This is a genomic window from Achromobacter sp. 2789STDY5608615 (assembly GCF_001298995.1).
Classification (GTDB): Bacteria; Pseudomonadota; Gammaproteobacteria; order Burkholderiales; family Burkholderiaceae_B; genus Achromobacter; species Achromobacter insuavis.
This window is the reverse complement of sequence record NZ_CYTY01000026.1, coordinates 70,026-93,366: the sequence shown is the minus strand read 5'-3', so window position 1 is coordinate 93,366 and position 23,341 is coordinate 70,026. Positions and strand designations below refer to the sequence as shown.

Genomic DNA, 23,341 nt, shown 5'->3' with positions numbered 1-23,341 from the left:
CAGGCCGATCCGGCCGCGGTGCTGGCGGCGCTGGCGCGGCAGGCGACGCTGGCGCTGGCGCGGCACCGCTTCGACGGCCTGATCGCGACCGGCGGCGACACCCTGGCGGCGCTGCTCGACGCGCTGGCCATCGACACATTTACCTTGACCTGCGAACTGGCGCCCGGCTTTCCCGCCGGGACCGCCGCGTGCGCGGGTCGGCAACTGGCGATCGCCATGAAGGCGGGCGGCTTCGGCGGCCCCGAGGCCTTGCGCGACGCCGCCTGGAGACTGCTGTGCCGATGAATCCTTCCCGCGCGGGCGCCGACCTGCCCGCGCCCGCCTTGCCCCTGGCCATCACCCTGGGCGACCCCGCCGGCATCGGGCCGGAGATCGTCGCCAAGACGCTGCTGTTGCCGGGTTACGCCGAGCGCTGCGTGGCGGTGGGCGATCCCGCCGTCATGGCGCGCGCGTTGGCGCCGCTGGGCGCGGCCGAACGGCTGCGGGTGGTGGCCGATGTGGCCGACGCCGAGCTGCGGCCGGACCGCGTCTGCCTGGTGCCGTCATCCGCGCTGCCGCTGCCGCCGCCATTCGGCCGGGTCGACGCGGCCTGCGGCCGGGCGGCGTACCAGGCGATCTGCCTGGCCATCGACCTGGCGCGCCAGGGGCGGGTGGCCGGCATGGTCACCGCGCCGATCCACAAGGAAGCGCTGGCCGCGGCCGGCGTGCCGTATCCCGGCCATACCGAGATCCTGGCCGAGCGCGGCGGCGCGCGGCGCGTGGCGATGATGCTGGCCAATGACGCCATCGCCACGGTGCTGGTCACCATTCATTGTTCGCTGCGCCAGGCCATCGAGCGCGCCGACTTCGAGGCGCAGTTGTCGGCGATCCGGCTGGCCCACCAGGGCGGCCGCGCGCGCGGCGCGCCGGCGCCGCGCGTGGCGGTGGCCGGCCTGAATCCGCATGCCGGCGAGGGCGGCCTGTTCGGCGACGAGGAACGGCGCATCATCCGGCCGGCGATCGAGGCCGCGCGCCGCGAGGGCATCGACGCCAGCGGCCCGTGGCCCGGCGACACGGTCTTCATGCAGGCGCGGCAGGGGCGCTTCGACGTGGTGGTGGCGCAGTACCACGACCAGGGCCTGATCCCGGTGAAGTACCTGGGCCTGGAGCAGGGCGTGAACATCACCCTGGGGCTGCCGTTCGTGCGCACCAGCCCCGATCACGGCACCGCGTTCGACATCGCCGGGCAGGGCATCGCCGATCCCGCCAGCCTGCGGACCGCCATCGACCACGCCTTCCGGCTCGCCGCCCATGCGGCATCCCTTTGAACCTCCTATCATCCTGGACATCATGCCCGCCGACTTCATCTTCATGCTGACCCGCAACGACCGCACCGTGGCGGACGCCGACGCCCACCTGGACACGGCGCTCGCGTGCGGGGTGCGCCATATCGGCTTCAAGGACATCGGCCAGCCGCCAGCGGTCCTGCGGCGGCTCAACGCCGCCATCCGCGCGGCGGGCGCGCGCAGCTACCTGGAAGTGGTGTCGCAGGACCGGGACAGCGAGCTGGCGTCGGTGCGCGCCGCGCGCGAACTGGAGGTCGACTGTCTGCTGGGCGGCACGCACGCGGCCGACGCGCTGCCGCTGCTGGCCGGCTCGCCCATCCGCTATTACCCGTTTCCCGGGCGGGTCCATGGGCATCCCAGCATCCTGGGCGGCACGCGCGAGGAGATCGCGCGCAGCGCCGCGCGGCTGGCCGGCCTGCCCGGCGTGCATGGGCTGGACCTGCTGGCCTACCGCGCCGACGTCGATGTGCCGGCGCTGATGGCGCAGGTGTGCGCGGCGGGCGCGCCGGTGATCGTGGCCGGCTCGCTCGACACGCCCGAGCGCATCCGGGCGGCATGCCGCGCCGGGGCGGCGGGGTTCACGGTGGGCACGGCGGCGCTGGATGGCCGCTTTCCCGCCCCGCGCGCCGGACTGGCGGGCCAGTTGGCGGCGATCCAGGCGGCCGCGGCCGGCGCCTGAACCGCGGGCCGATCCGGCGCCTGCGTCCGAATCCGCGCCGCCGCGGGCGTCACGAGGCGCGCCGTTCCAGCAACGGCTGCCCCTGGCGCGGCGCGGGTATCAGCGCCGCCGGCGCCGGCGCGGCGGCGCGCTTGGGCAGCACGGTCTGGGCCCCGGCGATGCGGAACGCCTCGATGGCATGGCGCAGCTGCGCGCCGCGCGTGCGCAGGTTGTCCACCGCCAGGCTGGCCTGCTCGACCCGCGCCGCGTTGCTCTGCGCGGCGCTGTCGGTCTCCGAGATGGTGCGGCTGACGTTGTCGATGCCGGTGTGCTGCTCGTTCGAGGTGGCCGCGATCTCGTTGACGATCTGGGTCACCTGCCGCACCGACTCGACGATGTCCAGCATCGCTTCGCCGGCGCGCTCGACGTGGCGCACGCCATCCTCGACCTTGTGGTTCGACGCCTCGATCAGTTCCTTGATCTCGCGCGCGGCGGTGGCGCTCTTCTGCGCCAGGCTGCGCACTTCGGACGCCACCACCGCGAAGCCCTTGCCGGCCTCGCCGGCGCGGGCCGCCTCGACCGCGGCGTTCAGCGCCAGGATGTTGGTCTGGAAGGCGATGCCGTCGATGATGCCGACGATCTCGCTGATGCGCGAGGTGCTGTGCACGATGCCCTGCATCGCCCGCACCGCGTCGTCCACCACCTGTCCGCCGCGCTTGGCCACGTCCGAGGCCTGATTGGCCATCTGATCGGCGCCATGCGCGTTGGTGGCGGTCTGCTTCACCGTGGACGCCAGTTGTTCCATGCTGGCGGCGGCTTCCTCCAGCGAGGCCGCCTGGCGCTGCGTGTGGGCCGACAGGTCGGCGTTGCCGTCGGCGATCTCGGCGGCCGAGGTCAGCGCGCTCTCGATGCCGTTGTGGACGTCGCGGGTGATGCTGACCAGGCTCTTGCGCATCACCTCCAGCGAGAATTTGAGGGCGCCGATCTCGTCGCGGATGCTGGCGGGCGGCAGCGGCGTGCTGAGGTTGCCGGCGGCGATCTGGCGGGTGAAGTCGGTGGCGGTCACCAGCAGGCCGGTGATCGAGCGGGCAAAGCCCCAGCCCGAGGCGAAGATCAGGATCACGCCGCTGGCCAGCATGGCCGCCGCCAGCGCGATTTCCTCGGTGCTCATGCGGTCGAGCATGCCGTACAGCGCCACGCCGGCCGCGCCCAGGAACAGCGTCGAGGCCAGCATGGCCCAGGCCAGCATGCGCGAGCGCACGCCGGTCAGGCGCCAGATCTTGAGCCGCGCCAACACGCCGCGCAGGCCGGTCGGCTTGACCTGGCCGCGGCTGAGCCTGAAGCCGCGCGCGGTGCCGGCGCGCAGTTGCCGGTAGGCGGCGTCCGCGGCCTCGATCTGGGCGCGGGTCGGCTTGACCCGCACCGAGGCATAACAGACCGTCTCGCCGCGCTCGATGATGGGGGTGACGTTGGCCAGCACCCAGTAGAAGCCGCCGTCCTTGCGGCGGTTCTTGACCACGCCGGTCCAGGATTCGCCGCGCTGGATGGTGCGCCACAGGTCCTCGAACGCCTCTTCCGGCATGTCGGGGTGGCGCACGATGTTGTGGGCGGCGCCCACCAGCTCCTCGCGGGTGAAGCCGCTGACCTCCACGAACGCGGGATTGGCGTAGATGATGCGGCCGCGGGCGTCGGTGCGCGAGATCAGGTACTGCTCGTCGTGAAGCGTGTATTCCTTGTCGTAGACCGGCTGGTTGTTGCGCATGCGTCTTTCGTCCTCTGATGGGCGGGGGCGTGTTGCTGCTGCCGGATCATCGGGGACGGGCGATATCGCCGGGTTGATCTACATCAAGATATTTTGAAACGATGCGAAACGTAAACGGCCGCAAAAGGTCGCGGCCGTGATGTGATGGACGATTTTGGCCGGCGCGGCTCAGGCCTTGGGCAGGTTGCCGAAGGCTTCCAGCGCGCGCAGGCGGCTCTGCGGCAGGTCGACGATGGGCAGGGGATAGCCGGCCGCCGCGCGCTCCATCGGGCTGGGATCGTGGATGGCGCTGTCGTCCAGGTGAGCCAGCTCGGGTAGCCATTCGCGCAGGAACGCGCCGCGCGGATCGAACTTGCGCGATTGCGACAGCGGATTGAAGACGCGGAAGTACGGCACCGAATCGGCGCCGGTGGACGCGCTCCATTGCCAGCCGCCGTTGTTGGCCGCCAGGTCGCCGTCGACCAGGTGCGCCATGAACCAGGCTTCGCCCAGGCGCCAGTCGATCAGCAGGTTCTTGGACAGGAACATGGCCGTGACCATGCGCAGCCGGTTGTGCATCCAGCCCAGCGCCAGCAGCTGGCGCATGGCGGCGTCGACGATCGGCAGGCCGGTGCGGCCCTGTTGCCAGGCCGCGAGGTCGTCGGGCGCGTCGCGCCACGGCACCGCGGCGGTTTCCGGCTTCATCGGCCGGTGCATCGACAGTTCGGGGCAGGCCGCCAGCAGGTGCTGGTAGAACTCGCGCCACAGCAGTTCGTTGATCCAGGTGGCGGCGCCGGCGTTGCCGCTTTCCAGCTCGCCGTGGTTGGCAGCCTGGGCCGCGCGCAGGGCCTGGCCCGGCGACAGCACGCCGGCCGCCAGGTACGGCGACAGGCAGCTGGTGGCGGGCAGGCTGGGGAAGTCGCGCTCGTCGCGATAGGCGTCGATGACGCCATCGGCGAAGGCGTCCAATCGGTCGCCCGCGGCGGTCTCGCCGGCGGGCCACAGCGCGCGGATGGCGTCGCTGGCGGGCGCGTAGCCGTCGAATGCGTCGGGTAGCGGGTCGGCGCGCCAGGCCGGCGCGGTTTGCGGCTTGGGCGCCGGCACCGCGCGCAGCGGCGCGCTGCGCAGGCGTTCGCGGCAGGCGCGCGCATACGGGGTATAGACGCGGTAGCAGTCGCCCTTGCCGGTCAGCACGGTGCCCGGACGCAGCAGCGACGCGCCGTGATGCAGTGTCCAGTCGATGTCGGCCTCGGCCAGGCGCTGCGCCACGGCGTCGTCGCGGCGGCGCTCGTTGACGGCCCATTCGGTGTTGGCGTGGACCTGCGCGATGTCGTGCTCGCGGCAGAAGCCGACCAGCGCATCGGGCGCCTGGTCCCAGGTGTCCAGCGTCAGCAGCTTCAGCGGAATGCCCAGGCGGCCCAGGTCTTGCGACAGTTCGCGCAGGTTGCGCAGCCAGAAGTCGACCTTGGCCGGCGCCTCGCCGTGGCGGCGCCATTGTCCCAGCGCGGCGATGAACAGGGCGGTGACCGTGCCCGCCTGCGCCGCGGCCGCCAGGGCGGGGTTGTCGTGCAGGCGCAGGTCGGTGCGCAGCCAGATCAGGGTATGCATGGGAGCGGTCGGTCCGGAAAAGGGGCGGCGGGGAGGGCGCGGCAAGGCTGGCATTCTATCGCGCCGGCCGGCGCGTTCGCGCGGGTCCGGCAGGCTGCCCACACCATGTAAAAACTACGAGTAGATGTGACGGCGCCGGCGGCGGGCGGTTCGCCGGCGGGCGCAGGGGCGGCGCACGCGGGCCCCGGGAAATCGGCCGAAACGCCGGTCAAACCATGAAACACGCTGGCGCTCCCGGCATATTGACGCGGCGGCGGCCAGCGCCATGTAATCATTCAACGACAAAGTAAAAAGACAAACGCCATGGGACATCTGATGGATTTCCGCGCGTCCTTCCTGAGGGGACGCTCATCCGCCACCAAGACGCCACGCGACGTCTTGCAACAGCTCTGGCGCTCGCTCGACCTGCCGGACGAGTCGCTTGAGCACGCGGTGCTGACTGGCGCCGAACCGGTGCTGCCATCGTCCTTCGCGGTGGGCACCGCGGCGCAGGTCAGCATGGCGGCGGCGGCCCTGGCCGCGGCCGAGATCTGGCACCTGCGCGGCGGCGAGCGGCAGCAGGTCGGCGTGGATATGCTGCACGCCGCCCAGGAATGCCGCAGTCATTTCCTGATCAACGGCGCCGCGCCCGATCCGCGCGATCCGATCACTGGCGTCTACCGCTGCGGCGACGGCGGCTGGGTCCGCATCCATGCCAATTTTCCGCATCATCGCGATGGCGCCCTGGCCTTGCTGGGCTGTCCGACCGGCGACGGCGCCACCCGCGAAGCGGTCGAGCAGGCGCTGGGCCGCTGGCGCGCGCAGGACTTCGAGCAGGTGGCGGCGGACGCCGGCATGGCGGTCACCGCGATGCGCAGTTTCGATGAATGGGACCGCCATCCCCAGGGCCAGGCGATCGCGGCGCAGCCGCTCCTGACGATCGAGCGCATCGGCGAGGCCGACCCGCGGCCCTTGCCCAAGTATGGGCACGATCCGCGCCCGCTGCAGGACATCCGCGTGCTGGACCTGACCCGCATCATCGCCGGTCCGGTCTGTGGCCGGGCCCTGGCGGCCTACGGCGCGGACGTGATGCTGGTGAATTCGCCGCACCTGCCCAATATCGCCAACCTCATCGACACCAGCCGCGGCAAGCTGTCGGTGCACGCCGACCTGGACACCGCCGATGGCCGCATCGCGCTGGCCAACCTGCTGCGCAGCGCGCACGTCCTGGTGCAGGGCTACCGTCCCGGCGGCATGGCCGCGCTGGGGTTCGGTCCGCAGGACGCGGCGCGCCTGCGGCCAGGCATCGTCTACGTGTCCTTGACGGCCTATGGCGCCACCGGCCCGTGGGCCAACCGGCGCGGCTTCGATTCGCTGGTGCAGACCGCCGCCGGCTTCAACCATGCCGAGGCCGAGGCCGCCGGCCAGGAAGCGCCCCGGGCGCTGCCGATGCAGATCCTGGATCACGCCTCCGGCTACCTCATGGCGTTCGGCGCGCAGGTGGCGCTGGCGCGCCAGGCCACCGAGGGCGGCAGCTGGCATGTGCGGGTGTCGCTGGCGCAGACCGCGCATTGGCTGCGCACGCTGGGCCGCGTCGAGGGCGGCCTGAACCGCGCCCTGCCGGGCTTCGAAGGCCTGATGGAAACGGAGGCGTCGGGCTTTGGCGAGCTGATCGCGGTGCGCCATGCGGCGCAGTTCTCGCTCACGCCGGCGCGCTGGGCCCGGCCGTCCAACCCGCCTGGCACGCATCCGACGGTGTGGCCGTTCCATTGACGGCAGCGCGGCCGCCGGTCCTGGATGGGCCGGGGCTTCCGGGGGAATGAAAAAAGGGAGGGCTTCGGCCCTCCCTTGTTTTCACGGTGGCGGCGTTATTTCTTGCCGGCCTTCCAGTCGCGCAGCGCCTTCATGGTGTTGGTGACGTGCGCCTCGGGATTCATGTTGGTGTATTCGTACAGGATCTTGCCTTCGGGCGAGATCACGTAGGACACGCGCTGGGCGCGGTCGGGCCGCGCGTCCAGCACCGCGTCGTAGGCCTTCATGATCTTGCCGTCGCCGTCGGCCGCCACCGCGAACTTGCTGCGGCATTCGCTGACCGAGAATTTGTTCAGGGTGTCGATGTCGTCGGCCGAGACGCCGATGACGGTGGCGCCCAGCGACTTGTATTCGTCGGTGGCCTCGGCGAAGTCGTGGGCCTCGATGGTGCAGCCCTTGCTGAAGGCGGCCGGGTAGAAATACAGCACCACCGGTCCCTGCTTGAGGGCCTCGGCCAGCTTGAAGGTGAAGACGTTGCCGCCGAGCGAGGCCTGGGTGCTGAAGTCGGGGGCGGGCGCGCCGACGTTGAGGGCGGCGTGGGCGGCGGTGCCGGCCAGCAGGCCGCAGGCGAGGAACAGGGGGGGGGGGCAAGGCGCTTCATGGGTGTCTCCGGTGAACGGTGCGCGGCAAGGCGGCGTCAAGGTTTCCACTGTAGCCGCGCCGCCCGCTGGAAGCCAGCCCGGCGGTTGTCAGCGCGCTGTCAGTCGATGCGGTGTCGGACCGCTTCGGGTGGACGATCCAGGGGGCGGCCGGCGTGGCTGGCGCGGGAGCGAGGCAGATCCCGCACGGGCCACGCGGCTGGGCCGCGCGGCCCGGTCGTCATTCGCGGCCGCGTTCGTGCGGCGCGCCGCCGCCGCGCGGCGCCTCATGGCCTCCCTGCGGACGGCCGCCACCGCCACCGCCGCCGCCCGCGTGTTGCGGACTGGCTTGCGGCGGCCGGCTTTCGGGCCGGTTCTGCGGCGCCGCGCGGTGTTCGCGCGCGGCGGCCTGGGCCAGGTTGTCAGGCGGCGGGCCGGTGCGCGGCGCCGGTTGCGGACGCGCCTGCGGCTGGGCTTGCGGCTGGGCCTGCGGGGCCGGTCCGCGCGCGGGCGGGGCGGCCTGCGGCGAACCATGGAATTGGCCCTGGGGCTGCGCCTGCGGGCCACGCGGCTGGCCCGGGGCCTCGGCCTGCGGCGCGCGTCCCGGACCGGGCTGCTGCGCCTGGGGCGGCGTGCGCGCCTGCCCCGGGACCGCGCCTGCCGGCATGGCGGCGGGATTGCCGCGGTTCATGTCCGGCCGCGCGCCGGGGCCGGCGCCATTGGGGCCATTGCCGGGGCCGCCGCCGGGGCGCTGGCCTTGCGGCGGCGCGTGGTCGACGAAGGCTTGCGGCGGACGTCCCTGGTTGCGGTCGAAGAACTGGCCGCGATTGCCGCCGGCATCGCGGGCGAAGCCGCGCTGCACGTCGGTGGGCGGACGGTGCGGCTCGTTGCGCGCGGCGACCTCGCGCGGATCGGCCCGGCGCTGGATGCCCGCCGGACCGCCGTTGTAGCTGATGCGGCGGTTGTCGATATTGTTGTTGACCACCACAGTATGGTTGTAGACGTTGGTGACGCGGGTGACGTTGACGTTGGTCACGGCGCGGTTGTAGAAGAACCGGTCGTGGTCCCAATAGCCGCCGACGAAGCCGATGCCGATATAACCAAAACCATAGTTGATGCCGCCATAAAAGCCGATATGCGGGCCCCAGTAGCCGGCGTGCCACAGGTAGACGCCGTCGACGAAGCCCCAGTACCCCGGGGTCCACAGCGCGCCGGTGTAGGGCGCCAGCACCCAGGCGCCCGGCACCCAGAAATAGCCGTAGCGGTTCAGGCTCCAGTAGCCCGGCACCCACATGTAGCCGTCGTCGGGGGCGGGCGGCTGGGTGTAGACCGGCAGGGGCGGGGGCGGTTGGGGGCTGCGGTCGATCGGCGCCAGGTTGGCATTGGCGGGATCGCCGCTGTCGTAGGCCGGCGCGGCCGGTGCGGCTGGCGCGGGCGGCGGCGCATAGGTCTGCGCCACCGCGCTCGCGCCGACCGTCATCAGGATGGCGGCGGCCAACGGACGCAAATGGGGAATCCTGGCGATGGCATTCATGGCGTTTCCTTTGCGCGATGGGGCGCGTGGATCAATAGCCGTGGTAGTAGTAATGCGGCGCAGGGTAATAGTAATAGGCGGGCGCCGGCCGGTAGTAGGCCGGACGCGCCGGCACCACCACGCAACCGGAAAGGGCGCTGGCCATTGCCAGCATCAACAGAATCGTCTTCTTCATTTGGGATCTCCTGCCGAGCGCCTGGCGTGCGTCACGCCTTCTTTGGGCTCGTAGGGATTAGGCCATGGCTGCGGGGGCGAGTTCTGGGTCTGTAATGGATCCGAAACAGCTTTCAGGTGACGGATGTTTGCGCCGGCGTGACCGTTGATGTCGTTCGTAGCAATTGTTCCGGCGCGCGCCGGCCTTGCGCCCATGAAAAAAGGCCGCCTCGCGGCGGCCTTCCGGGTGGCGCGGTTTGCGCCGGGGCGGTCAGTTCCAGCGGCCGCCGTTGCCGGCCAGGCTGAAGCGGCCGGCGCCCATGAAGGCGATGGCCAGGGCCGTGAACAGGAACATGCCTTGCAGTTCCAGCGCCCAGCCGCCGTTGTTGGTCAGGCTGGTGAATTGGCCGGTGTGCGCCAGCAGGATCGCGACCACCATGTTGATGGCGATGATCAGGCCGCCCAGGCGGGTGTAGACGCCAACGATCAGCAGCACCGGCGCGAGGATTTCGCCGATGTAGACGCCATAGGCCAGGAAGCCGGGCAGTCCGTGCGAGGACAGCATGCCGCCAATGCCGCCGACGCCGCCGCCGGTGATCTTGAACAGGCCATGGAGCAGAATCAGAATACCGAGGGTCAGGCGCAGGATCAGCTTGCCGGTGTCATCGGACTTGATCATGGTGGATTTCTCTTTTGATGGTTAAGGGATGCAATGCGCCGGTTGGAGCGCACGCCGAGCCTTTGGTTCCCGCTCCCGCGCCGGGGTGGCGCGAGGTGGGCCATTATTGCAAATCCCGAATATGACCATCAAGCGTTTACGTCCGCGTGGCGGGCGCCCGCTGACGAATGCTTACAGTTCCTCGAGGTAGCGCATGCGGAAGCGCCGGCCCTTGATGTTGCTGTTGGACAGGCGCGAGAAGGCCTGCTTGGCGATCTTGCGGTCCAGCGCCACGTAGGCGTTGAACTCGGTGATGTTGATCTTGCCGACCTGCTCGAAGGCCAGGCCGCCGTCGCCGGTCAGGGCGCCCAGCAGGTCGCCGGGGCGCAGCTTGTCCTTCTTGCCGCCCTGGATGCACAGGGTCACCATGGGCGCGCGCAACGGCCGGTCGGCCTTGGGGCGCAGCGATTTCAGGTCGCCCCAGGTCAGCGGCGCGCCCTGGTATTGCTCGATCAGGTTGGCCCAGCGCATTTCGTCGGGCGAGCACAGGCTCAGGGCCAGGCCCTTCTGCTCGCCGCGGCCGCTGCGGCCGATGCGGTGCACGTGGACCTCGGTGTCCTTGGTGACGTCGACGTTGATGACCGCGCCCAGGTTCTGGATGTCCAGGCCACGCGCGGCCACGTCGGTGGCCACCAGCACGGCGCAGCTCTGGTTGGCGAACTGGATCAGGATCTCGTCGCGCTCGCGCTGTTCCAGGTCGCCGTTCAGCGCCAGGGCGCTGATGCCCTCGGCCTGCAGCCGTTCGACCAGATCGTGGCTGCGGATCTTGGTGTTGCAGAAGGCCAGCGTCGAGACCGGGCGGAAATGCGCCAGCAGCCTGGCCACGGCGTCCAGGCGCTCGTCGGGGTCGATCTCGTAGAAGATCTGTTCGATGCGGCTGGCGTCGTGCTGGGCCTCGACCTTGACCTCGGCCGGGTTGCGCAGGAAGCGCGCGCTCAGCTTGCGGATATTGTCGGGGTAGGTGGCCGAGAACAGCAGGGTCTGGCGCTTGGCGGGGCAATGCGAGGCGATCGCCACGATATCGTCGTAGAAGCCCATGTCGACCATGCGGTCGGCCTCGTCCAGCACCAGCGTGGTCAGGCCGGACAGGTCCAGGCTGCCGCGTTCCAGGTGGTCCTGGATGCGGCCGGGCGTGCCCACCACGATGTGGGTGCCGCGCGCCAGCGATTCCGCTTGCGGGCGGGCCGCGGCGCCGCCGCACAGCGTCAGGATCTTGACGTTGGCGATCTGGCGCGCCAGCCGGCGCAGTTCCTGCGCCACCTGGTCGGCCAGCTCGCGGGTCGGACAGAGCAGCAGCGCCTGCGGCGTCAGGCGGGTGGCGTCGAGCTTCTGCAGCACGCCCAGGCCGAAGGCCGCGGTCTTGCCGCTGCCGGTCTTGGCCTGCGCGATCAGGTCGCGGCCCTCCAGGATCAGCGGCAGGCTTTGCGCCTGGATCGGCGTCATGTGCTCGAACCCCAGGCTTTGCAGGTTGTCGAGCAGGGCGGGCAGGAGGGGCAGGGTGGTAAAGGGCGTCTGGGTCACGGTGAGGCTCTCGCAGGAACTGCGATAAATACGGATTCGGCCGACAGTGTAAGGCCTGGGCGCCCGCCACGGCCGTCAGGGCGGCCTCGCCAAGGGCGGGGCCTCGGCGCGTCAGGCCGACGGTTCGTAGGTGCCGGCCAGCGCCCGCGCCGCTTCCTGCATGCGCGGCAGCCAGGCGCGCGCGCCGTCGATCGACAGCCGCGCCACCGGCGCGTGCAGCGCCACCGCGGCGATGGCGCGGCGCCCGCGCATGATCGGCACCGCCATGCAGACGATGCCCAGCAGGAATTCCTCGCGGTCGAAACTGGCGCCTTCCTTGCGGATCGCCAGTAGCTCGCGTTCCAGCGCCGCCGCGTCGCATAGCGTGTTGGGCGTGTAGCGCGGCAGCGGCGCCGCCGCCAGCAGCCGCGCGCGCGCCTCGCGCCGCATGTGCGCCAGGAACAGCTTGCCGCTGGCGCTGCAATGCAGCGGCACGCGCGAGCCGGGCTGCAGGTTGACGCGCAGCGGCCAGGCGGTCTCGACCCGGTCCAGGTAGATGACCTCGTCGCCGTCCAGCATGGTGCAGTTGCAGGTCTCGCCGATCTCGTCGACCAGGCTGTCGAGGATGCGGTGGCGCTCGGCCCGCAGCGGCGAATTGAGCAGGGTGTCGCGCGCCAGCAGCGCCAGCCGCGGGCCGGTGATGTAGCTCTTGCCGGCCGGCTCGCGCAGCAGCATGCCGGCGTCCACCAGCCGCGACAGGATGCGCAGCACCGACGGCTTGGGCAGGCCGGTAGCCTCGGTCAGCGCCGCCAGCGATACTGGCGCCTCGGAACCGGCGACCTGTTCCAGCAGGGTCAGCGCGCGCAGCGCCGCGGAGGATTCGTCTTTCATCTTTCAATATTTGAAGATTTGGCGAAAGGCCGCCAGGTTGGTGCGGATTCTGCAGAAAATGGAACGCTGCAGGGTGGGAAACGCCGGGCTTCTGCTGCAGTATCGGTTTACCCCGGCCAATATGCAATCCAAGCCGCGCCGGCCCGCCAGGAGAGAGACCATGAGCAGCAAGCAACACATGACCCCCAGCGAAGCGTTCGTCGAGACGCTGGTGGCGCAAGGCGTCAAGGACGTATTCGGCATCGTCGGCTCGGCCTTCATGGACGCGCTGGACCTGTTCCCGGCCGCCGGCATCCGCTTCGTGCCGACGGTGCACGAGCAGGGCGCCGCCCACATGGCCGACGGCTATTCGCGCGTCACCGGCCGCCACGGGGTCTGCATCGCGCAGAACGGTCCCGGCATCACCAACTTCGTCACCGGCGTGGCCGCGGCCTACTGGGCCCACAGCCCGGTGGTGGCGATCACGCCCGAGACCGGCACCTCCGGCATGGGCCTGGGCGGCTTCCAGGAAACCGAGCAGCTGCCGATCTTCTCGCGCATCACCAAGTACCAGGCGCACGTCAACCGCCCCGACCGCATGGCCGAATTTACCGCCAAGGCCTTCGACAACGCGCTGGCCGAGCGCGGCCCGACCCAGCTGAACATTCCGCGCGACTATTTCTATGGCGAGATCGACGTGGCCATTCCGGAGCCGCGCCGCATCCGCCGCGGCCCGGGGTCCGAAGAGGACCTGGAAGCGGCCGCGCGCCTCTTGGCCAGCGCCAAATTCCCGGTGATCGTCGCCGGCGGCGGCGTGCTGTTCTCGGCCGGCCAGGCCGAATGCGTGGCGCTGGCCGAGCTGCTGGGCGCGCCGGTGGTCACCAGCTACCTGCACAACGACGCCTTCCCGGCCAGCCATCCGCTGTGGTGCGGGCCGCTGGGCTACCAGGGCTCCAAGGCCGGCATGAAGCTGCTGTCGCAGGCCGACGTGGTGCTGGCGCTGGGCACGCGCCTGGGGCCCTTCGGCACCTTGCCGCAGCACGGGCTGGACTACTGGCCGCAGCACGCGCGCATCATCCAGGTCGACGCCGACCACCGCATGCTGGGCCTGGTGCGGCCGGTGTCGGTGGGCATCTGCGGCGACGCCAAGCCGGCCGCGGCGGCGCTGGCCGCGAAGCTGCGCGATCGCGAGGTCGCCTGCGTGGCCACCAAGGCGGCGCGCGGCGAAGAGATCGGCGCGCAGAAAAGCGCCTGGGAAAAGGAACTGGACGGCTGGTCGCACGAGCGCGACGACTGGAGCCTGGACATCATCGAGCACGGCGGCGGCCGCATGCATCCGCGCCGCATGCTGCGCGAGCTGGAGCGCGCCATGCCCAGGCACGTGATGGTGTCCACCGACATCGGCAACATCTGCTCGGTGTCCAACAGCTACCTGCGCTTCGACGAGCCGGATTCGATGCTGGCGGCCATGAGCTTCGGCAACTGCGGCTACGCGCTGCCGGCCCTGATCGGCGCCAAGCTGGGCCGGCCCGACCGGCCGGCGGTGGCCTACGTCGGCGACGGCGCCTGGTGCATGAGCTTCCAGGAGCTGCTGACCTGCGTGCGCGAGCGCATCCCGGTGACGGCGGTGGTGTTCCACAACGGCCAGTGGGGCGCGGAAAAGAAAAACCAGGTGGACTTCTACGGCCGCCGTTTCGTCGGCAGCAACCTGCAGAATCCCAACTTCGCGGAACTGGCGCGGTCCATGGGCGCCGAGGGCATCCGGGTCGAGCATGCCGACCAGGTCGGCGCGGCGCTGCAGGCCGCGTGCAAGGCGCAGTCCGAGGGCAAGACCACCGTGCTGGAAATGATGGTGAGCCAGGAGCTGGGCGATCCGTTCCGCCGCGACGCGCTCAAGCAGCCGCTGCGCCTGCTGGACAAGTACAAGCGCTACGTCAACCAGCCGTTCCAGCCGGGCGAGGTGCCGCTGCCGATCGACCCGGTGCGCGGCTGACGCCATGGCCAGCGACCGCTTGTTCGAGCCGCTGCGGGCCGCGGCGCTGTCGGCCGGGCGGGTGCGCACGGCGGTGGCCTATCCGCTGTGCGCGTCCAGCCTGGGCGCCGCCGTGCAGGCCCGCGAGGCCGGCTACATCGAGCCGCTGCTGGTCGGGCCGGCGGCCCGGCTGGCGACCTTGATGGCCGAGCTGGGCCTGCGCGCCGGCTCGCTGGAGATCGTCGACACGCCCGACGACGAGGCGCTGGCCGCGCGCGCCGCCGCCGGCCTGGCGCGCGACGGCGCCGTCGGCATGCTGATGAAGGGCAGCCTGCACACCGACCACTTCATGTCGGCGGTGGTGGCGCGCGAATCCGGGCTGCGCACCGGCCGGCGCATCAGCCACGCCTTCGTGATGGCGGCCGCGGCCTATCCCAAGCTGTTCATCCTGACCGACGCCGCCGTCAACATCGCCCCGACCTTGCAGGAGAAGGCCGACATCGCCCAGAACGCCATCGACCTGGCGCGCGCGCTGGGCGTGGCGCGGCCCAAGGTGGCGGTGCTGTGCGCCACCGAATCGGTCAACCCGGCGATGCCGGCCACGCTGGATGCGGCGGCCCTGTCGAAGATGGCCGACCGCCAGCAGATCCGCGGCGGCCAGATCGACGGCCCGCTGGCGTTCGACAACGCCATCTCGCGCCAGGCGGCCGAGCAGAAGGGCATCGTCTCGCCGGTGGCGGGCGATGCCGACATCCTGCTGGTGCCCGACATCGAGGCCGGCAACATGCTCTACAAGGAGCTGACCTGGCTGGCCGGCGCGGCCACCGCCGGCCTGGTGCTGGGCACGCGCGTGCCGGTGCTGCTGACGAGCCGCTCGGACGCGGTGCAGGCGCGGGTCGACAGCTGCGCGGTGGCGGCGTTGTATGCGCGGGCGCTGGCGGCCGGCGCGCGCTGAGCCGGGTCAACCGCCGGCCTGGCACCAACAAGTCCGGCGGTTTGGTACTAAGCGGGGGCCCCCGGGTTGACTAGGCTAGCGCTACCGCCATCGTTTGAATGGCTCATGCCAACAATACCAAGGGGTGGATGATGCGCAGCGCGACACGCGGCTTTGCCGCAATACTGACAGCATGGGCAATGGCGGCCGGCACGCACGCGGCCGTGGCCGCCGATGCGCCCAAGCCGGGCGGCACGCTGGTGATCGGCTCGACGCAGGTGCCGCGGCACCTGAATGGCGCGGTGCAATCGGGCATTGCCACGGCGCTGCCCAGCGCCCAGCTGTTCGCCAGCCCGCTGCGCTACGACGCCGACTGGAAGCCGCAACCCTACCTGGCGCAGTCGTGGGAACTGGCGCCGGACGCGAAATCGCTGACCCTGCACCTGCGTCACGACGCGCTGTTCCACGACGGCCAGCCGGTGACGTCGGCGGACGTGGCGTTCTCGGTGATGGCGGTCAAGCAGAACCATCCGTTCCAGAGCATGCTGGCGCCCGTCGAAAGCGTCGATACGCCCGATCCCTACACCGCCGTGCTGCGCATGAGCCGGCCGCACCCGGCGATCCTGCTGGCGCTGTCGCCGGCGCTGATGCCGGTGCTGCCCAAGCACATCTATGGCGACGGCCAGGACCTGAAGAACCATCCGCGCAATTCCGCCAACGTGGTCGGCTCGGGCCCGTTCACGCTCAAGGACTTCAAGCCGGGCCAGGAGATCGTGCTGGAGCGTTTCGACAAGTTCTTCGAGAAAGGCAAACCCTACCTGGACCGGGTGGTGGTGAAGATCAATCCCGACGCCACCAACCTGCTGATCGGGCTGGAGCGCGGCGACATCGGCGTGCTGCCGTACATGACCGAGCCGACCATCCTGCGCCGCGCCAAGGACAACCCGCAGATCGTCATGACCAACCGTGGCTACGAGGGCATCGGCGCGCTCAGCTGGCTGGCGTTCAATACCGCGCGCAAGCCGCTGGACGACGTGCGCGTGCGGCAGGCGATCGCCTACGCCACCGACAAGGGCTTCATCACCAAGGCGTTGAACGCCGGCTTCGCCCAGCCGGCGGACGGGCCGATCGTGGCCTCCAGCCCCTTTGCGACCCAGGACCTGAAGAAGTACCCGCTCGATCTGAAGAAGGCCGAGCAGTTGCTGGATGACGCCGGATTCAAGAAAGACGGCAAGGGTGAGCGCATGACCCTGACGGTCGATTACATGCCCGGCAGCGACGTGCAGGGCAAGAACGTGGCGGAGTACCTGCGCAGCCAGCTCAAGAAGGTGGGGATCGCGGTGCAGGTGCGCGCTTCGCCCGACTTCCCGACCTGGGCCAAGCGCATCGCCAGCCATGATTTCGACATGACCACCGACCTGGTCTTCAACTGGGGCGATCCGGTGATCGGCGTGCACCGCACCTACCTGTCGAGCAATATCCGCGACATCATCTGGACCAACACCCAGTCCTACAAGAACCCCAAGGTCGACGAATTGCTGGAACAGGCCGGCACGGAAACCGATGACGCCCGGCGCCGCGCGCTGTATGCGCAGTTCCAGCAGATCGTGACCGAGGACCTACCGATCGACTTCCTGACGGTCATTCCATACCACACGCTGTCGTCCAGGAAGGTGCATGGCCTGCCCGATGGCATCTGGGGCCTGCTGTCGCCGCTTGACGATACCTACTTGCAATAGCGGGAGGCGGCCATGTTGCGCTATCTCGCGCGTCGGATCGGCTACGCGGTGGTGTTGCTGCTGGCGGTGGTGACGCTCAATTTCCTGCTGATCCACATCTCGCCCGGCGATCCGGTCGAGACCATCGCCGGCTCCATGGGCGGCATCAGCGAGGAGCTGCGGGCCCAGCTGCGGGCCCAGTACGGGCTGGACCGGCCGTTCCTGGTTCAACTGGGACTGTATCTGTCGCAGGTGGCGCGCGGCGATCTGGGCTATTCCTATTTCTTCAACCTGCCGGTGGCGCAGCTGATCTGGGAACGCGTGCCGGCCACGCTGCTGCTGGTGGTGACGTCGGTGTCCAGCGCCTTCGTGGCCGGCACCGCGCTGGGCACGCTGGCGGCGCGCAAGCCCAACGGGCCGCTGTCGCAGGGCATCACGCTGATGTCGATCGTGGGCCATTCCGCGCCGGTGTTCTGGACCGGCATCATCCTCATCATCCTGTTCGCCTCGGCGCTGCCGCTGTTCCCGGTGTCCGACATGCGTTCGGCGGGCGGCCCCGAGGATGGCTGGGCCGGGATGCTGGACGTGTTGCACCACCTGGTGCTGCCGGCCTTCACGCTGGCGTTCGTGTACCTGGCGCAATACAGCCGGCTGGCGCGCGCCAGCGTCATGGATGCGCTGGCGGCCGATTACATCCGCACCGCCCGCGCCAAGGGGCTGCCGGAGCGCATCGTGCTCTACCGGCACGCGCTGCGCAACGGCGTGCTGCCGGTGGTGACCATGCTGGGGCTGCAATTCGGCAACGTGCTGGCGGGCGCCATCCTGGTGGAAACGGTCTTCAACTGGCCGGGCCTGGGCCGGCTGGCGTTCGATTCCGTGCTGCGGCGCGACTATCCGACCCTGCTCGGCATCCTGCTGTTCGCGTCCCTGCTGGTGGTGGTGATGAACCAACTCACCGACCTGGCCTACCGGCTGATCGATCCCAGGATAAAGACCTCATGAGCCAAGCCCCTCCCACGCTTTCCGGCGGCGTCGCCGACGCGGCCCGCCCGCGATCGGCGCGGCCCGCGTACGAGGCGCTGCGCGTGTTCGTCCGCAACCCCGGCGCGCTCATCGGCGTGCTGCTGCTGGCCGCCATCCTGGCGCTGGTGCTGTTCGGGCCCCTGGTGATGCAGGCGGATCCGTTCGAGATCGCCAGCGCGCCGATGGAGCCGCCGGGCGGCGACCTGCTGCTCGGCTCGGACTATCTCGGCCGGGACGTGCTGACCGGCCTGATCCATGGCGGCCGCGCCACCCTGCTGGTCGGGGTGGTCGCGGCGGTGCTGTCGATGGCCATCGGCATCACCGTGGGCGCGCTGGCCGGCTATTACGGCGGCTGGGTCGACGAGACGCTGATGCGTATCACGGAGTTCTTCCAGGTGCTGCCGGCGCTGCTGTTCGCCATGGTGCTGGTGACCTTGTTCAGCCCCTCGCTGACCACTATCGCGGTGGCCATCGGCGTGGTCAGCTGGACTGGCACCGCGCGCCTGGCGCGGGGCGAATTCCTGAGCCTGAAGCAGCGCGAATACGTGCTGGCCGAAAGGGTGATCGGCTCCAGCAACGCGCGCATCATCTGGCGCGTCATCCTGCCCAACGCGCTGGCGCCGCTGATCGTGTCGGCCACGCTGGCCATCGGCACCGCGATCCTGTTCGAGGCGGGGTTGTCCTTCCTCGGGCTGGGCGATCCCAACGTGATGAGCTGGGGCCTGATGATCGGCAGCAACCGGCCCTACATCCTGACGGCGTGGTGGGCCGTGACCCTGCCGGGCGCGGCCATCTTCGTCACGGTGCTGGCGGTCAGCCTGATCGGCGACGGCCTGAACGATGCCCTCAACCCCAAGCTGGCCAGCAAACGGAGGGCCTGATGAGCGCACTGCTTGAAGTCCGCGATCTCGGCGTGTCCACCCTCAACGGCGGCCCGGCGGTGGTGCGAGGCGTGTCCTACACGGTGAACCGCAACGAGATCCTGTGCGTGGTGGGGGAATCGGGGTCGGGCAAGTCGGTCACCGCGCAGGCCATCATGGGCCTGCTGCCGCCGGACCAGCTGCGCGTGACGCAGGGCCAGATCCTGTACGGCGGGCGCGACCTGGTCGGCCTGTCGGCGGCGGATTGGCAGGGCCTGCGCGGCCGCAAGTTCGGCATGGTGTTCCAGGAGCCCATGACCGCGCTCAATCCGCTCATGCGCGTGGGCCGGCAAGTGGAGGAAGTGCTGGCCTGGCACACCCGGCTGGATGCGGGCGCGCGCCGGCAGCGTGTCCTGGACCTGTTCGGCCAGGTGCTGCTGCCCGACCCCCCGGCCATGTATGACGCCTTTCCGTTCCAGCTGTCCGGCGGCCAGCGCCAGCGCGTGGTGATCGCGATGGCACTGGCGCTGGAGCCGGATGTGTTGATCGCCGACGAGCCCACCACCGCGCTGGACGTCACCACGCAGGCGCAGATCCTGGCGCTCATCCAGGACATCCAGCGGCGCATGGGGATCGGCGTGATTTTCATCACGCACGATTTCGGCGTGGTGGCCGACATTGCCCATCGCATCGTGGTGATGCGCCAGGGCGTGGTGGTGGAGGCGGGCGCGGCCGACGACATCCTGAACCGGCCGCAGCATCCCTACACCCGCCAGCTGATCGCGGCGGTGCCCCACAAGCCCGAGGGCAAGGAGGAGGCCGCCGCCACGCCGCCGCTGATGCGCGTGGCCAACCTGTGCAAGACCTTCGTCACCGGCGGGCGGCGGGTTGACGCGTTGCGCGACATCTCGCTGGAGATCCGCCAGGGCGAGACCCTGGGGCTGGTGGGCGAATCCGGGTCTGGCAAGTCCACCCTGGGAAGCGCCCTGATCGGACTGCTGGAGCCCGACAGCGGCAGCGTGCAGCTGGAGGGGCGTGAGCTGGTGGGCATGACGCCGCGCCAGTTCCGTCCCTACCGGCGCCAGATCCAGATGGTGTTCCAGGACCCCTACGCCTCGCTCAATCCGCGCCAGCGCGTGGTCGATTCGGTCGCGCAGGGGCCGATCGGTTTCGGCGAGAGCCGGCAGACCGCGTTGCGCGAGGCGCGCGAGCTGCTGGCGCTGGTGGGGCTGGGCGGCGATGCCGGCGAACGCTATCCGCACCAGTTCTCGGGCGGCCAGCGCCAGCGCGTCGGCATCGCCCGCGCCCTGGCGCTCAAGCCGCGGCTGCTGGTGGCCGACGAGGCGGTCTCGGCGCTGGATGTGTCGATCCAGGCGCAGGTGCTGGACCTGCTCAAGACGATCAGCGACCAGTTCGACCTGTCGGTGGTGTTCATCACCCACGACCTGCGGGTGGCGGCGCAGATCTGCGACCGCATCGCCGTGATGCGGCGCGGACAGTTGGTGGAACTGGACCGCGCCGCCGCCATTTTCTACCACCCCCGGCATGAGTACACGCGCCGCCTGATCGACGCGGTGCCGGGCAAGGCCTGGAACAAGCCCGATCCGCGGGCGCTGGCGGATCCTTCAACCTGGAGTACGCAGCATGCATGACACCGAGTCTTCCGCCCGCACGACGATCTACGCCGCGCGCGCCATCCTGACGATGAATCCGGCCCAGCCGCGCGCCACGCACGTTGCGGTGCGCGAGGGCCGCATCCTCGGCGTGGGCAGCCGCGAAGACCTGGCTGGCTGGGGCGACGCCGCGCTGGACGAGCGCTATGCCGACCACATCCTGATGCCGGGCCTGGTGGAAGGGCACTGCCACCTGCCGGAAGGCGGCATGTGGCAGTTCGCCTATGTCGGCTACTACGACCGGCGCGGGCCGGACGGCCGCGTGTGGCCGGGGCTGAAGAGCTTCGAGGCGGTGGCGGCGCGCCTGCGTGAGTTCGCCGCCGGCCTGGCGCCGGCGCAGACGCTGATCGGCTGGGGCTTCGATCCGATCTTCTTCGGCGGCCAGCGCATGAGCGTGCGCGACCTGGACGCGGTGTCGGTCGACCGGCCGGTGGTGGTGATGCATGCCAGCATGCACCTCATGAATGTGAACACGGCGATGCTGGCCCGCGCCGGCATCGACCGCGACACCGATATCGAGGGCATCAGCCGCTTCGCCGACGGCCAGCCCAGCGGGGAGCTGTGCGAGTTCGCCGCCATGTTCCCGGTGATGCGGCTGATCGGCAATCCGTTCCGCACCGTGGGCCTGTCGGAAAACGGCCTGCGCATGTTCGGCAAAGTGGCGCAATGGGCCGGCGTCACCACCGCCACGGATCTCGTCAATGAGCTGGGCGACGAGGGCCTGGCGACGCTGGCGCGGGTCACGGCCGAGCCGGACTATCCGGTGCGCATCGTGCCGGCGGCGTCCGCGCTGGCCTATGCCGGCGATCCGGCCGCCTGCCTGGCGAAGCTGCGCGAGGCCGGCCGGCTCAACCATGGCAAGCTGCGCCTGGGCATGGTCAAGCTGGTGGTGGATGGCTCCATCCAGGGCTTCACCGCCAGGGTGCGCTGGCCGGGCTACTACAACGGCGCGCCCAACGGCATCTGGGTCATCGCGCCGGGCGAGCTGGACGCCCTGGTGCAGGCCTATCACGACGCCGGCGCGCAGTTGCACATCCACACCAATGGCGACGAGGCCACCGAGCTGGCCATCGACGCCATCGACCGCGCCTTGCGCCGCAGTCCGCGGCGCGACCACCGCCACACGCTGCAGCATTGCCAGATGGCGGACGCGGCCCAGTTCCGCCGCATGGCCAGCCTGGGCATGTGCGTGAACCTGTTCGCCAACCACATCTTCTATTGGGGCGACGCCCACCATGCCCTGACCATGGGGCCGGACCGCGCCAACCGCATGGACGCCTGCGCCTCGGCCGCGCGGGCAGGGGTGCCGTTCGCGATCCATTCGGACGCGCCCATCACGCCGCTGGGGCCGCTGTTCACGGCCTGGTGCGCCGTCAACCGCCAGACCGCCTCGGGCCGGGTGCTGGGCGAGTCCGAGCGCATCAGCGTCGAAGCGGCCTTGCATGCCATCACCCTGGGCGCGGCCTACACGCTGCACATGGACCACCTGGTCGGCTCGATCGAGGTCGGCAAGCACGCCGATTTCTGCGTGCTGCGCGACGATCCGCTAGAGGCGCCGCCGCAACGGCTCAAGGACATCGAGGTGCTGGGCACCGTCATCGGCGGCCGGCCGCTGGCGCTCCAGGCGGCCTGACATGGCGCGCATCCCGCTGACGGTGGTGGGCGGCTTCCTGGGCGCCGGCAAGACCACCTTGCTGAACCACGTGCTGGCCTCGGGCAGGCGTCGCGCGGCGGTGCTGGTCAACGATTTCGGGCCGGTGGACATCGACGCCGGCCTGCTGGCGCAGCGCGCCGACAAGGTGATCCGTCTGGCCAACGGCTGCGTCTGCTGCTCGATGGCCGGCGGCCTGGACGACGCGCTGGCGCGGGTGCTGGCATTGGACCCCGCGCCCGAATGGATCGTGATCGAGGCCAGCGGCGTGTCCGACCCCGGGCGCATCGCGCAGGTGGGCCTGTCGGATCCGCTGCTGCAACTGGAGGCGGTGGTGGTGCTGGTGGACGCCAGCGGCATCCGCGACACGCTGGCCGATCCCCTGCTGGCCGATACCGCGCAACGCCAGCTGCGCGCGGCCGACCTGCTGGTGCTGAACAAGACCGACCTGCTGCCGGCGGCCGGCCTGCCGGCGCTGCGCGACTGGCTGCGGAGGCAGTCGGGCGGGGCGCCGATCGTGGCGACGCGGGAGGCGCGGGTGGAACTGGCGATGCTGGCCGGCGGCTCGTCCGAGGCCCATGCGTGCCGCGGACCGCATTGCGGCCACGCGGCGCACGATCCACGGCATCCCTTCCAAAGCTGGCTGTGGCCGGCGCCGGCCCTGTTGCACGCCGACCGCCTGGCCGAGGCCCTGCGGCAACTGCCGCGCCATTGGCTGCGGGCCAAGGGCTGGGTGCGCACCGAACGCCATGGATGGGTGCTGGTGCAACTGGCCGGGCGGCGGGTGCGCTTCGACACGCGCGCGGCGCGTCCGCCCGAGGCGCAATCGCCCGGGCTGGTCTTCATCGGCATGCGCGGCCTGACGCGGGGCGAGGAGGTCGCGGCGCGGCTGGCGTCGGCGGCGGCGGCGGCCTGAGCCGCGGCGCCATCGCCCGCGCCGGCGGCAGGCTGGTGCAAGCGATTTGCCGCGTCTGGTTCTAGACCCTGCCCGACCCCCCGCGTACCTTGGATCCAGAGCCTGGGCGCATGCCGCG

The 23,341-nt window shown here is 70.5% G+C and carries 20 protein-coding genes; 12 read left to right on the top strand and 8 right to left on the bottom strand.

The features are described 5' to 3' along the window. From AOZ49_RS21300 to AOZ49_RS21290, 3 genes are all read left to right on the top strand, one after another. On the top strand, window positions 1–285 hold a 285-nt coding region (locus AOZ49_RS21300), incomplete at its 5' end, for a nucleotide-binding domain containing protein (RefSeq protein ID WP_304439439.1). After that, window positions 282–1,307: a 4-hydroxythreonine-4-phosphate dehydrogenase PdxA gene (gene pdxA, locus AOZ49_RS21295; RefSeq protein ID WP_156355711.1), complete on the top strand. Its 1,026-nt coding sequence runs from the start codon at window positions 282–284 to the stop codon at window positions 1,305–1,307. The genes AOZ49_RS21300 and pdxA, both read left to right, overlap by 4 nt. Then, window positions 1,291–2,004, top strand: a complete 714-nt coding sequence (locus AOZ49_RS21290; protein WP_156355710.1) for a 4-hydroxythreonine-4-phosphate dehydrogenase — start codon at window positions 1,291–1,293, stop codon at window positions 2,002–2,004. Before pdxA ends, AOZ49_RS21290 begins: the two co-directional genes overlap by 17 nt. A 49-nt stretch (window positions 2,005–2,053) precedes the next feature. On the opposite strand, the gene AOZ49_RS21285 is transcribed toward AOZ49_RS21290, so the two are convergent. Further along, window positions 2,054–3,745 carry a methyl-accepting chemotaxis protein gene (locus AOZ49_RS21285; protein ID WP_054477602.1) on the bottom strand — a complete coding sequence of 564 codons (1,692 nt, stop codon included), beginning with the start codon at window positions 3,743–3,745 and terminating at the stop codon, window positions 2,054–2,056. Between the two features lie 168 nt (window positions 3,746–3,913). Then, window positions 3,914–5,332: a deoxyribodipyrimidine photo-lyase gene (gene phrB, locus AOZ49_RS21280; protein WP_054477600.1), complete on the bottom strand. Its 1,419-nt coding sequence runs from the start codon at window positions 5,330–5,332 to the stop codon at window positions 3,914–3,916. Window positions 5,333–5,635: 303 nt separating this feature from the next. Here phrB and AOZ49_RS21275 point away from each other — a divergent pair, with 303 nt between their 5' ends. Beyond that, window positions 5,636–7,084, top strand: coding sequence for a CoA transferase (locus AOZ49_RS21275; protein WP_082380532.1), 1,449 nt, complete (start codon window positions 5,636–5,638; stop codon window positions 7,082–7,084). 95 nt (window positions 7,085–7,179) lie between these two features. On the opposite strand, the gene AOZ49_RS21270 is transcribed toward AOZ49_RS21275, so the two are convergent. From AOZ49_RS21270 to AOZ49_RS21250, 6 genes are all read right to left on the bottom strand, one after another. Further along, window positions 7,180–7,764 carry a peroxiredoxin gene (locus AOZ49_RS21270; RefSeq protein ID WP_369815845.1) on the bottom strand — a complete coding sequence of 195 codons (585 nt, stop codon included), beginning with the start codon at window positions 7,762–7,764 and terminating at the stop codon, window positions 7,180–7,182. A gap of 178 nt (window positions 7,765–7,942) precedes the next feature. Then, window positions 7,943–9,235 (bottom strand): YXWGXW repeat-containing protein, encoded by a 1,293-nt coding sequence (locus tag AOZ49_RS31895; RefSeq protein WP_082380531.1) that lies wholly within the window; start codon window positions 9,233–9,235, stop codon window positions 7,943–7,945. 31 nt (window positions 9,236–9,266) lie between these two features. Next, window positions 9,267–9,410: a hypothetical protein gene (locus AOZ49_RS33035; RefSeq protein ID WP_006390060.1), complete on the bottom strand. Its 144-nt coding sequence runs from the start codon at window positions 9,408–9,410 to the stop codon at window positions 9,267–9,269. A gap of 249 nt (window positions 9,411–9,659) precedes the next feature. After that, complete coding sequence (locus AOZ49_RS21260) at window positions 9,660–10,067, bottom strand: DoxX family protein (protein ID WP_054477598.1); 408 nt, start codon at window positions 10,065–10,067, stop codon at window positions 9,660–9,662. A 171-nt stretch (window positions 10,068–10,238) separates the two neighbouring features. After that, window positions 10,239–11,627, bottom strand: coding sequence for an ATP-dependent RNA helicase DbpA (gene dbpA / locus AOZ49_RS21255; protein WP_054477597.1), 1,389 nt, complete (start codon window positions 11,625–11,627; stop codon window positions 10,239–10,241). A 111-nt stretch (window positions 11,628–11,738) separates the two neighbouring features. Next, window positions 11,739–12,497, bottom strand: coding sequence for an IclR family transcriptional regulator (locus tag AOZ49_RS21250; RefSeq protein WP_054477595.1), 759 nt, complete (start codon window positions 12,495–12,497; stop codon window positions 11,739–11,741). Window positions 12,498–12,657: 160 nt separating this feature from the next. Between AOZ49_RS21250 and xsc the strand changes: the two genes are divergently transcribed. The 8 genes from xsc to AOZ49_RS21210 all read left to right on the top strand — a co-directional run bounded on the left by xsc (window position 12,658) and on the right by AOZ49_RS21210 (window position 23,223). Further along, window positions 12,658–14,469 carry a sulfoacetaldehyde acetyltransferase gene (gene xsc, locus AOZ49_RS21245; protein WP_082380530.1) on the top strand — a complete coding sequence of 604 codons (1,812 nt, stop codon included), beginning with the start codon at window positions 12,658–12,660 and terminating at the stop codon, window positions 14,467–14,469. 4 nt (window positions 14,470–14,473) lie between these two features. Beyond that, window positions 14,474–15,403, top strand: coding sequence for a bifunctional enoyl-CoA hydratase/phosphate acetyltransferase (locus AOZ49_RS21240; RefSeq protein WP_054477591.1), 930 nt, complete (start codon window positions 14,474–14,476; stop codon window positions 15,401–15,403). A gap of 131 nt (window positions 15,404–15,534) precedes the next feature. Further along, window positions 15,535–17,121, top strand: a complete 1,587-nt coding sequence (locus AOZ49_RS21235; protein WP_054477610.1) for an ABC transporter substrate-binding protein — start codon at window positions 15,535–15,537, stop codon at window positions 17,119–17,121. Between the two features lie 12 nt (window positions 17,122–17,133). Further along, a complete protein-coding gene (locus tag AOZ49_RS21230; RefSeq protein WP_054477589.1) occupies window positions 17,134–18,102 on the top strand; it encodes an ABC transporter permease in 969 nt (322 codons plus the stop codon). Beyond that, entirely contained in the window at window positions 18,099–19,004 is a 906-nt protein-coding gene (locus AOZ49_RS21225; protein WP_054430650.1) for an ABC transporter permease, read from the top strand. Before AOZ49_RS21230 ends, AOZ49_RS21225 begins: the two co-directional genes overlap by 4 nt. Next, window positions 19,004–20,635, top strand: a complete 1,632-nt coding sequence (locus AOZ49_RS21220; protein ID WP_054477587.1) for an ABC transporter ATP-binding protein — start codon at window positions 19,004–19,006, stop codon at window positions 20,633–20,635. Before AOZ49_RS21225 ends, AOZ49_RS21220 begins: the two co-directional genes overlap by 1 nt. Continuing rightward, a complete protein-coding gene (locus AOZ49_RS21215) occupies window positions 20,628–22,289 on the top strand; it encodes an amidohydrolase (RefSeq protein ID WP_054477585.1) in 1,662 nt (553 codons plus the stop codon). Before AOZ49_RS21220 ends, AOZ49_RS21215 begins: the two co-directional genes overlap by 8 nt. Window position 22,290: 1 nt before the next feature. Next, window positions 22,291–23,223 (top strand): CobW family GTP-binding protein, encoded by a 933-nt coding sequence (locus AOZ49_RS21210; RefSeq protein WP_054477583.1) that lies wholly within the window; start codon window positions 22,291–22,293, stop codon window positions 23,221–23,223. Window positions 23,224–23,341 lie beyond the last annotated feature (118 nt).